The organism is Bradyrhizobium sp. ORS 285, assembly GCF_900176205.1.
GTDB lineage: Bacteria > Pseudomonadota > Alphaproteobacteria > Rhizobiales > Xanthobacteraceae > Bradyrhizobium.
The window spans coordinates 6,388,426-6,400,996 of the sequence record NZ_LT859959.1; the positions used below are offsets into that span (position 1 = coordinate 6,388,426).

13 protein-coding genes and 1 riboswitch are annotated in these 12,571 nt (G+C 66.2%); of the genes, 6 read left to right on the top strand and 7 right to left on the bottom strand.

Annotated elements, in window-relative coordinates; all coding sequences use genetic code 11:
• Nucleotides 1-622: 622 nt before the first annotated feature.
• Nucleotides 623-1,285: a methionine biosynthesis protein MetW gene (metW, locus tag BRAD285_RS28650; RefSeq protein ID WP_006615638.1), complete on the bottom strand. Its 663-nt coding sequence runs from the start codon at nt 1,283-1,285 to the stop codon at nt 623-625.
• A gap of 3 nt (nt 1,286-1,288) precedes the next feature.
• On the bottom strand, nt 1,289-2,503 hold the full coding sequence (locus tag BRAD285_RS28655) for a homoserine O-acetyltransferase (protein WP_035648987.1): 1,215 nt from the start codon (nt 2,501-2,503) through the stop codon (nt 1,289-1,291).
• 91 nt (nt 2,504-2,594) lie between these two features.
• Nucleotides 2,595-2,674: riboswitch (SAM riboswitch) on the bottom strand.
• Between the two features lie 198 nt (nt 2,675-2,872).
• Between BRAD285_RS28655 and BRAD285_RS28660 the strand changes: the two genes are divergently transcribed.
• From BRAD285_RS28660 to BRAD285_RS28670, 3 genes are read left to right on the top strand one after another with little or no spacing between them, the layout of a single operon-like run.
• A complete protein-coding gene (locus BRAD285_RS28660; RefSeq protein WP_006615640.1) occupies nt 2,873-3,706 on the top strand; it encodes a chorismate mutase in 834 nt (277 codons plus the stop codon).
• Nucleotides 3,707-3,744: 38 nt separating this feature from the next.
• The gene (gene hisC / locus BRAD285_RS28665) at nt 3,745-4,842 is read left to right on the top strand and encodes a histidinol-phosphate transaminase (RefSeq protein WP_006615641.1); all 1,098 of its coding nucleotides are present in this window, start codon (nt 3,745-3,747) and stop codon (nt 4,840-4,842) included.
• Nucleotides 4,839-5,774, top strand: a complete 936-nt coding sequence (locus BRAD285_RS28670) for a prephenate/arogenate dehydrogenase family protein (RefSeq protein WP_006615642.1) — start codon at nt 4,839-4,841, stop codon at nt 5,772-5,774. Before hisC ends, BRAD285_RS28670 begins: the two co-directional genes overlap by 4 nt.
• A gap of 2 nt (nt 5,775-5,776) precedes the next feature.
• Here the strand turns inward: BRAD285_RS28670 and BRAD285_RS28675 are convergent, their stop codons facing one another.
• Nucleotides 5,777-6,961, bottom strand: coding sequence for a DUF2125 domain-containing protein (locus BRAD285_RS28675; RefSeq protein ID WP_006615643.1), 1,185 nt, complete (start codon nt 6,959-6,961; stop codon nt 5,777-5,779).
• Nucleotides 6,962-7,060: 99 nt separating this feature from the next.
• Here BRAD285_RS28675 and BRAD285_RS28680 point away from each other — a divergent pair, with 99 nt between their 5' ends.
• Entirely contained in the window at nt 7,061-7,660 is a 600-nt protein-coding gene (locus tag BRAD285_RS28680; protein WP_006615644.1) for a gamma-glutamylcyclotransferase, read from the top strand.
• A 6-nt stretch (nt 7,661-7,666) separates the two neighbouring features.
• Here BRAD285_RS28680 and BRAD285_RS28685 read toward each other — a convergent pair whose 3' ends face one another.
• The 4 genes from BRAD285_RS28685 to ftsE all read right to left on the bottom strand — a co-directional run bounded on the left by BRAD285_RS28685 (nt 7,667) and on the right by ftsE (nt 11,036).
• A complete protein-coding gene (locus tag BRAD285_RS28685; RefSeq protein WP_006615645.1) occupies nt 7,667-8,434 on the bottom strand; it encodes a 1-acyl-sn-glycerol-3-phosphate acyltransferase in 768 nt (255 codons plus the stop codon).
• 12 nt (nt 8,435-8,446) lie between these two features.
• Nucleotides 8,447-9,160: a YdcF family protein gene (locus BRAD285_RS28690; RefSeq protein WP_050887013.1), complete on the bottom strand. Its 714-nt coding sequence runs from the start codon at nt 9,158-9,160 to the stop codon at nt 8,447-8,449.
• Nucleotides 9,161-9,415: 255 nt separating this feature from the next.
• A complete protein-coding gene (locus tag BRAD285_RS28695; protein WP_006615647.1) occupies nt 9,416-10,384 on the bottom strand; it encodes an ABC transporter permease in 969 nt (322 codons plus the stop codon).
• On the bottom strand, nt 10,377-11,036 hold the full coding sequence (gene ftsE / locus BRAD285_RS28700) for a cell division ATP-binding protein FtsE (RefSeq protein ID WP_006615648.1): 660 nt from the start codon (nt 11,034-11,036) through the stop codon (nt 10,377-10,379). The genes BRAD285_RS28695 and ftsE overlap by 8 nt, the downstream gene beginning before the upstream one ends.
• 214 nt (nt 11,037-11,250) lie before the next feature.
• Between ftsE and BRAD285_RS28705 the strand changes: the two genes are divergently transcribed.
• Both BRAD285_RS28705 and BRAD285_RS28710 read left to right on the top strand, forming a co-directional pair.
• Nucleotides 11,251-12,102 (top strand): MJ0042-type zinc finger domain-containing protein, encoded by an 852-nt coding sequence (locus tag BRAD285_RS28705; protein WP_035648989.1) that lies wholly within the window; start codon nt 11,251-11,253, stop codon nt 12,100-12,102.
• Between the two features lie 54 nt (nt 12,103-12,156).
• The gene (locus BRAD285_RS28710) at nt 12,157-12,537 is read left to right on the top strand and encodes a response regulator (protein WP_006615650.1); all 381 of its coding nucleotides are present in this window, start codon (nt 12,157-12,159) and stop codon (nt 12,535-12,537) included.
• The last annotated feature ends 34 nt before the right edge of the window (nt 12,538-12,571 follow it).

The window sequence follows — 12,571 nt, forward strand, 5'->3', positions numbered from 1 at the left end:
GTGCGTGTCCTCGCGCGGACGAACAATTCCGATGCGCACGGTCAAGTCGCGCGGTCCTGACATCCCGACGCTGATGTCAACTCACGGCGAAGCTCTCGCTTCTCGTGGGGATGGTGGCCAGAAAGCCCGGCGCACCAGGGAGAACGCGAAGCAGCCGTACAGCCATCGCGCAGGGAAGGCCGGGTGTTCCGGCTCGTACCTGTGGTACCTGCCGCCTGCATTTTTTCCGCAGGCGGGCCATGGGTGCGGCCAGCATCCGGCCTTCCCTGCGCCTCTGCGTTTTCGGAGGCGGTGATTGATGCAGAGCCCGGGCGCGAAAGTGCAGCGGGGATAAGAACACGCCATCAGCTGTTTGAGATGTGAAACGCGACAAACCAAACGGCTCGCCAATGACGAGTTGCGTTATCGCGCGCGGGTCAGGGGCAGACAATCGGTCGCCCAGCACTCAGTTGTCGTCCCGGCCTTGAGCCGGGACCCATACCGCGGAATCTATCGGTCAGGCGCAACTGCGAGTCATCGTCCCAAGACCAACGGTGGTTATGGGTCCCGGCTCAAGGCCGGGACGACAGCGGAGGATGACGCGCGCGCCGTGAACTACGGGCGACGAGCGGGCGTGGCCCCCTTACCGCCGCTCACCCCGGCTCAGCAGAAACACGCCCTGCTCGCCGAACATGTTCCAGAACCACCAGGGCATCGCGACGCGCAAGGGGCGGCCGTAACTATCGAGCGCCACCGCGCGCTCCATCTTTACGCCGATCTCGTCGCAGAGCTGCACGAAGTCCTTGATGGTGCAGAAATGAATGTTGGGCGTGTCGTACCAGGTGAATGGCAGATTGTCGGTGCGCGGCATGTGGCCGCCGACGAGCAGTTGCAGTCGCAGCCGCCAGAAGCCGAAATTCGGGAAGGTGACGATGGCGCGGCGGCCGATGCGCAGCAGATTTTCCAGCACGTCCTTCGGCCGGCGCGTCGCCTGCAGGGTCTGCGACAGGATTACGTAGTCGAAGGCGTCGTCGGGATAGTCGACGAGATCGGTGTCTGCGTCGCCCTGCACCACCGCCAGCCCCTTGGCGACGCAATGGTTGACGCCCTCGCGCGACAGCTCGATGCCGCGGCCGTCGATGCCGCGGCTCTCCAGCAGCTGCAGCAGGTCGCCGTCGCCGCAGCCGATGTCGAGCACTTTCGAGCCGCGCTCGACCATGCCGGCGATCAGGAGATGATCCGGGCGATAGGCCAGCACCTCGCCGCCGGTGAGGCCGTTCAGCGGCAGCACACCTTGCAGGCTCATGGCTCAGCCTCCCGTCACGGTCTTGAGGCCGCGCGCCTTGCCGGCCGAATCGAGAAAGGCGCTGGCGATCTCGAAGAACTCGGGCACGTCGAGCAGGAACGCATCATGTCCCTTGTCGGTCTCGATCTCCGCGAACGACACCCGCGCGCTGGAGGCGTTCAGCGCATGCACCAGCGCCCGCGACTCCGAGGTTGGAAACAGCCAGTCGCTGGTGAACGACACCACGCAGAACCGGGTCTGGATGCCGCGGAACGCCGCCGCAAGGACACCGTCATGGTCGGCGGCGATGTCGAAATAGTCCATCGCGCGCGTCAGATAGAGATAGGAGTTGGCGTCGAAGCGCTCGACGAAGGACGAGCCCTGGTAGCGCAGATAGCTCTCGACCTGGAAATCGGCGTCGAACGAGAAGGTCGGCAGCTCGCGGTCCTGCATGCGGCGGCCGAACTTGCGATGCAGCGCGGCGTCCGAGAGATAGGTGATGTGCGCGGCCATCCGCGCCACCGCGAGGCCGCGATGCGGATGCGTGGCCTTGTCGGCGTAGCGGCCGTGATCCCATTCGGGATCGGCCATCACGGCCTGGCGGCCGAGCTCATGGAAGGCGATGTTCTGCGCCGAGTGCCGGGTCGCGCAGGCGATCGCGAGATTGGCGAACACGCGGTGCGGATAGGCCACCGTCCATTGCAGCGCCTGCATGCCGCCCATCGAGCCGCCGACCACGGCGAACAGGGTGTCGATGCCGAGATGATCGATCAGCATCGCCTGCGCGCGCACCATGTCGGGGATGGTGATGATCGGGAAGTCGAGACCCCAGACCTTGCCGGTCGCAGGATTCAGCGACGCCGGCCCGGTCGAGCCCATGCAGCCGCCGATCACGTTGGAGCAGATGATGAAGTAGCGCGCCGGATCGAGCGGCCGGCCCGGACCGACCAGCGTCTCCCACCAGCCGGGCTTGCCGGTCATCGGATGGCGGTTGGCGACATGCTGGTCGCCGGTCAGCGCGTGGCAGATCAGGACCGCATTCGACTTGTCGGCGTTGAGCTCGCCATAGGTCTGGTAGGCGATCTGGAACGGCGCGAGGTCGATGCCGCAATCGAGCTTCAGCGGCTTGTCGGCGCCGAACTGCGCGACCAGCGAGCTCGGATGGTCGACCTCGTGCGAACGCTCTTCCGGCGCAACGCTGCGCAGCGCGGAGGTGGATTTCGGCGTCAGGCCTGTCATGTCTTTCACCCCGGCCTTCCGGCAAGGGCTCCCGAACCACGTGACATATCAGGCCATGAAAAACCCGGCCTGAACTGGGGTTCGGCCGGGATCGATAACGTCCCCGGCCTGTTTAGCGAGTTTTTTAACGTGGCTGCAAGCCGGCCGGCTCAAATGACCACGGAACAGGCAGAAACTAGTCCCGCGGGCGCTCCGCGTCAAGGCAAGCCGGGGTTGCCGGACGAACCGGCCCGCCGCCGCTGCAGTCCAGCCAAGCCTAGGCAGCACAAGGTAAACTTGCTGTTGCGCGGGCCCGGCGCATCGGAGAGAACGGCATCCGTTCCAGTCGGCCGCGCGTCAAGACGTGGCCCGCGCAGAGTGACCACGCCCATGTCGAACCCGCCCCCTGCCCCGCCCTCCCTGGCCGATCTGCGCAAGGAGATCGACGCGATCGACGAGCAGGTCCATCACTTGCTGATGCAGCGGGCCGACATCATCGACCGGCTGATCAAGGTCAAGAAGACCCAGGAGGTCGGCTCGGCATTCCGCCCCGCGCGCGAGGCGGACATGATGCGCCGCCTGGTGCAGCGGCATCGCGGCATCCTGCCGCTCGACACCGTCGAGGGCATCTGGCGCGTGATCGTCTCGACCTTCACCTATGTGCAGGCGCCGTTCTCGGTGCATGCCGACGTGTCTGTCGGCGAGTCCGCGATGCGCGATTCCGCAAGGTTCCATTTCGGCTTCGTGGTGCCGTATGTCGCGCATTTCAGCGCCCAGGCCGCCGTCGAAGCGGTGGCCCGCTCGAAGGGCGATCTGGCACTGGTGTCGACGACCTCGGGGCATACGCCGTGGTGGATCACGCTGGAGCCCGTGGGCGCGCCGAAGATCATCGCGCGGCTGCCCTTCATCGAGCGCGCCGACCATCCGGCCGCTCTGCCGGTGTTCGCGGTCTCGCGCGTCGCCGACGACGCGATGCTGCTGGAGGTCGAGACCTGGAGCATCCGCGTCTCCGGATGGAATGCGCAGGTCTCACGGGCGCTGTCGCCGCTCGCGGACGTCGTCGCGGTGCCCGATACCGCCTTCGACAGCGCAGCTCTGCTGGTGTCGATCGAGGCGCCGTCAAACCTCGACAGCATCAAGTCGGCGCTGATCGCGGCGGGCGCCTCGGTGCGCTCGGCGGCGCTCGTCGGCGGCCATGCGAAACGCTATACGGTTCCGAGCTGAGGCCCCCTTGCGCCCGAGATGATTGTCCGGAGTTGATGATGAACCGCCCCGTGCCGAACCCCGGCATTCTCGACATCGCGCCCTACACGCCCGGCAAGAGCCCCACGCCCGAGCCCGGCCGCAAGGTGTTCAAGCTGTCGGCCAACGAGACCCCGTTCGGCCCCTCCCCGAAGGCGATAGAGGCCTTCAAGAGCGCGGCCGCGCATCTGGAGGACTATCCGGAAGGCACCTCGCGGGTGCTGCGCGAAGCGATCGGCCGCATTTATGGCCTCGATCCCGATCGCATCGTTTGCGGCGCCGGCTCGGACGAAATCCTCAATCTGCTGGCGCACACGTACCTCGGCGAGGGCGACGAGGCGATCTCGACGGCGCACGGCTTTCTGGTCTATCCAATCGCCACCATGGCTTGCGGCGCGAAGAATGTCGTGGCCGCCGAGACCGAGTATCGCACCGACGTCGATGCGATCCTCGCCGCGGTGACGCCGCGTACCAAGCTCGTCTGGCTCGCCAATCCGAACAACCCGACCGGCACCTACATCCCGTTCGACGAAGTCAAGCGGCTGCGCGCCGGCCTCCCCTCCCATGTCGTGCTGGTGCTCGACGCAGCCTATGCCGACTACGTCTCGCGCAACGACTACGAGTTCGGCCTCGAACTGGTCGCGACCACCGAAAATACGGTGGTGACCCACACCTTCTCGAAGATCCACGGCCTCGCGGCGCTTCGCGTCGGCTGGATGTTCGGCCCGGCGCACATCGTCGATGCCATCAACCGCATTCGCGGGCCGTTCAACGTCTCGGCGCCGGCGATGCTTGCGGCCGTCGCGGCCATCGAGGACACCGCGCATCAGCAGATGTCGAGGACGCACACGGAGACGTGGCGCAACAGGCTGACCGAGGAGATCGGCAAGCTCGGGCTGACGGTGACGCCGAGCGTCACCAACTTCATCCTGATTCACTTCCCGACCGACAAGGGCAGGACCGCGGTCGAGGCGGACGAATTCCTGACCCGGCGCGGCCTCGTGCTGCGCGCGGTCGCCAACTACAAGCTGCCGAACGCCTTGCGCATGACGATCGGCACCGAGGAAGCCAACCGTCTCGTGATCGATGCGCTTCGTGACTTCATGGGGGCGAAGTGAGCGTCGCAGGGCATTTCGAACGTGTGGCGCTGATCGGCTTCGGCCTGATCGGCGGCTCGATCGCGCGCGCGGCTAAGCTGCAAGGCGTGGCCGGCGAGATCATCACCACGGCGCGCTCGGAGAAGACGCGCGCCCGCGTCGCCGAGCTCGGCATCGTCGACCGCGTGGTCGCGAGCAATGCGGAGGCAGTGAAGGAAGCCGATCTCGTCATTCTCTGCATTCCCGTCGGCGCTTGCGGTCCGGTCGCGGCGGAGATCGCTCCGCATCTGAAGCCCGGCGCTGTCGTCTCCGATGTCGGCTCGGTCAAGGGCGCGATCGTCCGTGACATGGCTCCGCACCTGCCGGCGAACGTTCATTTCGTTCCGGCCCATCCTGTCGCCGGCACGGAGAATTCCGGTCCGGACTCCGGCTTCGCCGAACTGTTCATCAACCGCTGGTGCATCCTCACGCCGCCCGACGGCGTTGACGCCGGCGCGATCGATCATCTGCGCGCGTTCTGGGCGGCGCTCGGCGCCAAGGTCGAGATCATGACGCCGGATCATCACGACCGCGTGCTCGCGATCACCAGCCATCTGCCGCATCTGATCGCCTACACCATCGTCGGCACCGCCGACGAGCTGGCGCAGGTGACCGAGTCCGAGGTGATCAAGTTCTCGGCCGGCGGCTTTCGCGATTTCACCCGCATCGCCGCGTCCGACCCAACGATGTGGCGCGACATCTTCCTGAGCAACAAGGACGCCGTGCTCGACATGCTCGGCACCTTCACCGAGGATCTGTCGAAGCTGACGCGCGCGATCCGGCGTGGCGACGGCGAGGCGTTGTTCGATCACTTCACCCGCACGCGCGCGATCCGCCGCGGCATCGTCGACATTGGCCAGGATTCGGCGGCGCCGGATTTCGGCCGGCCGCTGCCGCAGATCAAGAAGCCCTGAGATCAGAACAGCGGAGGGACGCGCGCGACCTTGAACGGACCGAGCACCACGACGCCATCGGAGAACCGCAACGGAAAGGTTCGCGCGTTGCGTCCCTCGAGCGTGGTCTCCTTACCGAGCGCATTGATGCCGAGCGCGACGCCGACATTGGCGTTCTGCTTCACCACCTTGCCGAGGCCGGGAATGGCGCGGTCGAGCGCCCCGAGCAGATTGCTGACGTCCTGCGACTTCACGCCCGGCGCGACGCGATCCAGCGTTCCCTGCGGCACACCGTTCTCCAGCATCTTGTCGAGGCCGAGCGCCGGAATCACCTTTTCGATCCCGGCCACCGTCATCTGCACTTCGCCATCGATGTTGCCATTGGCGGTCAAGCTGAGCGTGCCCGCGGCGATGGCGAGCAGTTCGCCTTGCTGGATGCGCGCCTGGACGATCTCGACATGACCGCCGGCCGCCTGGATCTCGCGAAACCGCTCCGGCCAAGGCTTGGGCCGGAAATCCTTGAGCCCCGTAACGCGGCCCTGGATGTCGGTATTGAACGGCTCGGCGAGCAGCGGATGAGCGCCCTGAATGCTGCCGTTGGCGATCTGCAGCGCCGTCTCCAGCACCGGCTGATCCGGCGGCGTGCCGTCGGCGAGACGGCCGTGCAACTCGGCGTGATCGGCGCGCGCTGTCGGCACCGCAGTATTGCCTTCGACACGGTCGATGGTCGGTTGCTCGAACACGAGATCGGCGCGCTGAGGCGGCCCCGGCAGACCGCGCACGCTGGCCTGCCCCACGCTCCAGTTCGCATTGAACGAGGCCGGACCGCGTCCATCGGCGATAACAGCAGGTCCCTTGAACTCCGCGATGATCCGCTTCGGATCCCACACCTGCGCCACGACCAGGATCTCGTCGAGCTTGGCGTTCATCAATGGCGTGCCCGCAGCTTGCGAGAACAGCGCGACCGTCGGATCGGAACAGCGCACCTCGAGGCGGAACGGGAAACCCGCGACCGAGCGCTTGGCGCAATCATAGACGCGGCCAGCCTTCGCCTCGCGGGCGCGCCAGGCGTCGGCCTGGACATCGACCTGCGAAGCAGCGAAGAACCAGAAGGCGCTCCACGCGACGGCGGCGATCAGAAGCAGGATTGGGGCAATGAAGAGTCCCCAGAGGGAGCGCCTGCGGCGCGCTTGCGGCAAACGAGACATGCAGGACACCCTTTGGGCAGCAATTTTGGCGATTCCACGATCACGGATTGTGTACATAAATTAACAATTCGCGAGCACCACACTTAGGCGTCCGCTGTCATGTCCGCAATGACTCTCTCCCCCCGCGATCTTCCCCATGGCGACCTCTGGGTGTTCGGCTATGGCTCCTTGATGTGGCGCCCGGGCTTCGACTTCCTCGAGCAGGTGCCGGCGCGGCTGATCGGCGAGCATCGCGCACTCTGCGTCTATTCCTTCGTCCATCGCGGCACGCCGGAAAACCCAGGCCTCGTGCTCGGTCTCGATCGCGGCGGAGCATGTCGTGGCATTGCCTTTCGCGTTGCGGCCGACAAGCGCGACGAAACCATCGCGTACCTGCGTGCCCGCGAGCAGGTGACCTCGGTGTATCGCGAGGTGACGCGCTCGGTATGGCTGGAGAACGACGGGCGCGAGCGGGTGAGTGCGCTGGTCTACGTGGTCGACCGCGGCCATGTGCAATATGCCGGGCGGCTGTCGCTGCAGGAGCAGCTGCGCCATGTGCGCCAGGGGCACGGCCAATCGGGCGCCAATCGCGACTACGTGATCTCGACCGTGAAGGCGATCGAGGCACAGGGTTTTCGCGACACGCAGCTGCATCGGCTGGCGACGATGCTGCACGACGACGGCCACGCGCGGCATCCGGCACCGGACGGTACGCCGTAGCGCGCATCAAGCCTTCACTTCGACCGGCACGCGGCCGAACAACTGCGCCTGTTCGGCTTGACCGGTTGTGACGAGACGACCCGTCGCGTCTTCGATCATCGTCTGCAGACGCGTCATGAACTCGTCGCGCGGCAGGCCCGGCGGCAGCGGATCAAGAAACTCCACCACCAGCGTGCCCGGATAGCGCAGGAACGTGCGGCGCGGCCAGAACAGACCTGAATTGAGCGCCACCGGCAGACAGGGCACACCGCAATCCGTGTAGATCAGGCTGACGCCGCCCTTGTAGTCCGGCGGCGCACCCGCCGGCCGCCGCGTGCCCTCGGGAAAGATCACGAACTGGCGGCCGTGCTTCACCTCTTCGGCTGCGCGCCGCATCACCTGCTTCAGCGCACGAGCGCCGGAGCTGCGGTCGATCGCGACCATGTTGGCCTTGATCAGGTACTGCCCGAATAAGGGAATGCGTAGCAGCTCGCGCTTCAGCACGAAGAACGGCGCATCGAAGAAATGCAGCAGCGAGATCGTCTCCCACATCGACTGATGCTTGGCGGCGACGATCAGCGGCCCCTTCGGGATCTTCTCGACGCCGCGATACTCGACGCGGATGTTGCAGATGACGCGCATCAAGAAAATGTTGCTCTGCGCCCACCAGTTCGCCACCCGCAGCAGCGCCTCGCGCGGCATGGCCAGGGTCGGCAGCGCGACCAGCAGCCAGAACACGAAGTTCGGGTAGAACAGGATGTTGAACACAAGCGAACGCAGGAAGATTAGAACCATCAGGAACCCAGTTCAATTGGCCAGCGCCGTCGCCGGACGGCGCGAGATCGCACCCGTCGGAGGCTCGCTCTCGGGTACCAGATCGATCCCGAGATCCGCCAGCCGCAGCCGCGCCTCGGCAGCAACGTATTTGGCATATTCAGACAACAGCAGCCGCAACGTCGGCGCACTGGTCCACCACGGCTCGTCGCGCCACTTCTCGCCGACGACCGCGTAAGGGATGAGATCCATGCTCGGCATCGCGTGCGACAGCTCCACGATGGCGCGCGGCATGTGATAGTTCGACGTCACCACGATCAGCGACTTGAAGCCGCGCTCCGCCGCCCAGCGCCGCGCCTGGGCCGCGTTGCTGCGCGTGTTGATCGCGGAATAATCCAGGTCGACACAGCAATTGATGAACGAGCGCGCCTCCGGCAGCGAGCGGGTGATGTCGCTGGCCTCGTTGGTCGGGTGGACACCGGAAATCAACAGCCGCCGGCCGTAGCCGCCGGCCAGCAGCTCCACCGCATCCGACACCCGCGACGAGCCGCCGGTCAGGACCACGATGCCATCCGCCTTGCGCTCGGGCTTGATCTCGGCGCCGCGCAGTTGCGACAGAAAGCCGACGAAGCCGACCGCGGCCACGAAGAAGCCGAGGCCGAGCATGCCAACCATGCCCGCAAGCGTGCGGCCCGCCACCACGGTGAGCGGCAGCCTGCGCTGGCTATCGTCGGTCTTCGGCCCCATGCAACGCTTCGTGTATCCCTGCCTGCCTGCGCGCGGCGCCATGCCGTCGCGCCTTCCCGTCGTTCAAGTCCGGGAACACCGGCAGGTTTCGCCGGCATCCCGATCACGTTCGCTCGCAGCCTACTCTGGCGCGCGGTCGTCCCCGTGTTCGTGACCCAGCTCACCCCGTCCTGCCTCAACCCGGCGCGGACGATTTTAGGCGGTTTTCAGGCCAAGTGAAATCCGCAACGCGACGGCTGGGGACAGAAGCCGCCATCAATCGATGCTCGCCAGGGTCGCGAACAGGGTGCGTCGGGCGGCCCAGCCGGTCACAGCGGCGATCACGAGGGCCTGCAACGCGATGGCGACGTAACCGAGCGGGCGCAGCGAGAAGGTGCCGAGCAGCGCCGCGAACTGATCTCCCACCGGCGTGCCGGAGAACCAGTTGGCGATCGACTCCGAGAACCCGAAGCCGAGCATCGCCAGGCCGCCGCCGATCACACCGCCCTCGAGACCGAGCTGCAGAAAGTGGCGCAGGAAATGATTGGCAATGTAGCGGTCGCCGGCGCCGACGAAATGCAGCACTTCGACGATCGGCCGGTTCGCCGCCATCGCGCCGCGGGTCGCGAACGACACCGAAATGATGGTGGCCGCGATCACCAGCACGAGAATGCCGAAACCGGCGAACAGGGTCGCTCCGGTCATCGAGCGCATGCGCTCGATCCAGGCGCGGTGGTCGTCGACGCTGGCGGTCGGCGCGACCTGGGTCACGCGGTTGCGCAGCGCGTTGAGATCGAAGCTGGTGCCGGGCTGCACGCGGGCGATGATGACGCGCGGCACAGGCAGCTCGTCGAACGACAGCCCGCTGCCGAGCCATGGCTCAAGCAGCTTGCTGGACTCGTCCTTGGTGAAGGGCCGGACCTCGACGATGCCGGACTGCGCCCGCATCGCCTCGGTCACCAGCGCGACGTCGCGCTCGAGGTCGCGGCCGGTCTTGGGACGGACCTGAACCGTGATCTCACTGGCCACGTCCGACTGCCATTCCGCCGCGGATTCGCTGACCAGCAGCACGCCGCCCGTCGTGATCGACGCCAGGAACGTCATGATCGCCACCACGGCGACCAGCGCGCGGCCCGCGATCGAGGCGCGCGGCACGATCGGCGACACGATGCGCGCCTGCGCCGGCAGTTGCGGGCGGTCCTCGCCCAGATCGACCAGGAGGCCGCGATCGTCCACGCTACTCATAGATGTGCAATCGTCCCTGGTGCAGCACCAGCCGGCGGGCCTCGTACTGGTCCATCAGCGTGATGTCGTGGGTTGCGATGATCACCGCCGTCCCCGAGCGGTTCAGTTCGATGAACAGCCGCAACAGGCGGCGCCCCAAGGTCGGATCGACGTTGCCGGTCGGCTCGTCGGCGAGCAGCAATTGCGGCCGCGAGATCACCGCGCGCGCAATCGCCGCACGCTGCTTCTCACCGCCCGACAGGATCGGCGGCAGCGCATCCATGCGCTCGCCCAAGCCGACCCATTTCAGGAGATCGATCACCTCCTTGCGATAGCTCGACTCGTCGCGCCCCATGACCCGGAACGGCAGCGCCACATTCTCATAAGTGGTCATGTGGTCGAGCAAACGGAAGTCCTGCAGCACGATGCCGATGCGCTTGCGCAGATCGGCGATCTCCTCCTTGCTGAGCAGCGAGATGTCATAGCCGAACAGATTGACCAGCCCGCGCGTCGGCCGCAGCGACAGGAACAGCAGCTTGAGCAGCGAGGTCTTGCCGGCGCCCGACGGGCCGGTCAGAAACTGGAAGGAATGGGCCGGAATCTGAAAACTGAGGTCGCGGAGGATCTCCGGCCCCAGTCCATAGCGCAGCCCAACATTTTCGAACCGAACCAAAGCGTCAGCTCCGTTCGACGGCGCGCAGGGTCGATCCGCACGCGGCAAGCCCGGGATTACGATCGCCCGATTGAGCGCCCGTTATGGTTTCCGGTTCGTTAATGGTTGCCATGTACCAATGGCGCGATTGCGTTCCGACGTTCGTCAACATGGCGGTCCTTGTAGCACGAACTCTCGGAAACAAAGCGGCAATGCCCGTTGGAGACCTGGCGCGATGTTCATCGTTTGCCCCCATTGTGCGACATCTTACGCCATCGACTTGGCAACCCTGGGTATGGCCGGTCGCAGCGTACGCTGTTCCCGTTGCAAGGAGGTTTGGCTGGCGCGACCGGAAGACGCGGTCGAGGCCCCCGCCCCGATTCCGGAAATGGCCGAAGCCGGCGCGGCATCCGCGCCGCGCGACGCCGCCGACGAATGGGAGGCCCTCGCCCGCGAGGAGCCCGATGAGCAGCCCGAGGTGGAAAGTCCGTCGATCGCCGCCGGCTGGCCCGAGGATGCCGTTGCCGATGAGACCGACGAGGCCCAGCCCGATGCCGAGGCCCCGCCCCAGGGCCGGCTCGCCCGCCTTGCAGGCCTCGCCAAATTGGTCAGGCGTCCGGCCTTGCCGCACTTCCCGGGCAAGAAGGTGTTCGGCCTGCCGGCGTTGACGGCCGCGATGGCGTCGCTCACGGTCGCGCTCATGGTTTGGCGCGCCGACGTCGTCAAGCTGATGCCGCAGACCGCCTCGTTCTACAAATGGGTCGGGCTGGAGGTGAATCTGCGCGGGGCCGCCTTCAAGGACGTGAAGCTGGCAACCGAAACCGTCGACGGCAAGCCGGTGCTGGTGATCGAAGGCACGATCGTCAGCATCACCAAAAAGGCGGTCGACCTGCCGCGGCTGCGCTTCAGCGTGCGGGATGCGCAGGGTACCGAGATCTACGCCTGGAACACCCTGCTCGAGCAGCCCGTGCTCAAGCCCGGCGAGCGCATCGCATTCAAGTCGCGCCTCGCCTCGCCCCCTCCCGAAGGCCGCAATATCGATATACGGTTCTTCAACCGGCGCGATCTCGCTGCCGGCAGTGCATGATGGTTCCGGTCTCGTGGGTCGCCCGCGGGGCTCACGACACGGAGAGACGATGACATGTCGCGCGTGCTGATCGCCGACGACGAAGACTCGATGCGGACGCTGGTCGCCCGCGCGATCGCGATGGATGGGCACGAGACCGTCACCGCGCAGGACGGCGCCGAGGCGCTCGATATCCTCACGCGCGAGAACGGCGCCTTCGACCTGCTGCTGACCGACATCCAGATGCCGATCATGGACGGCATCGCGCTGGCGCTGTCGGCGGCGCGCGACTTCCCCGATCTGACGATCCTGCTGATGACCGGCTTTGCCCATCAGCGCGAGCGGGCGTCGAATTTGAATGCGATCGCGCATGACGTGATCACCAAGCCGTTCTCGGTCGCCGATATCAGAACCGCGGTGGCCGATGCGCTGGCGTCGAAGGCGGCCAAGGCGTAGGACGGCGGCCTCATGCCAGCCTGATCGCTGCGAT

Excerpts from the sequence above, each read along its gene's own strand:
- metW (WP_006615638.1), bottom strand. The coding sequence starts at position 1,285 with ATGAGCCTGCAAGGTGTGCTGCCGCTGAACGGCCTCACCGGCGGCGAG.
- BRAD285_RS28655 (WP_035648987.1), bottom strand. The coding sequence starts at position 2,503 with ATGACAGGCCTGACGCCGAAATCCACCTCCGCGCTGCGCAGCGTTGCG.
- BRAD285_RS28660 (WP_006615640.1), top strand. The coding sequence starts at position 2,873 with ATGTCGAACCCGCCCCCTGCCCCGCCCTCCCTGGCCGATCTGCGCAAG.
- hisC (WP_006615641.1), top strand. The coding sequence starts at position 3,745 with ATGAACCGCCCCGTGCCGAACCCCGGCATTCTCGACATCGCGCCCTAC.
- BRAD285_RS28675 (WP_006615643.1), bottom strand. The coding sequence starts at position 6,961 with ATGTCTCGTTTGCCGCAAGCGCGCCGCAGGCGCTCCCTCTGGGGACTC.
- BRAD285_RS28680 (WP_006615644.1), top strand. The coding sequence starts at position 7,061 with ATGTCCGCAATGACTCTCTCCCCCCGCGATCTTCCCCATGGCGACCTC.
- BRAD285_RS28685 (WP_006615645.1), bottom strand. The coding sequence starts at position 8,434 with ATGGTTCTAATCTTCCTGCGTTCGCTTGTGTTCAACATCCTGTTCTAC.
- BRAD285_RS28690 (WP_050887013.1), bottom strand. The coding sequence starts at position 9,160 with ATGGGGCCGAAGACCGACGATAGCCAGCGCAGGCTGCCGCTCACCGTG.
- BRAD285_RS28695 (WP_006615647.1), bottom strand. The coding sequence starts at position 10,384 with ATGAGTAGCGTGGACGATCGCGGCCTCCTGGTCGATCTGGGCGAGGAC.
- BRAD285_RS28705 (WP_035648989.1), top strand. The coding sequence starts at position 11,251 with ATGTTCATCGTTTGCCCCCATTGTGCGACATCTTACGCCATCGACTTG.
- BRAD285_RS28710 (WP_006615650.1), top strand. The coding sequence starts at position 12,157 with ATGTCGCGCGTGCTGATCGCCGACGACGAAGACTCGATGCGGACGCTG.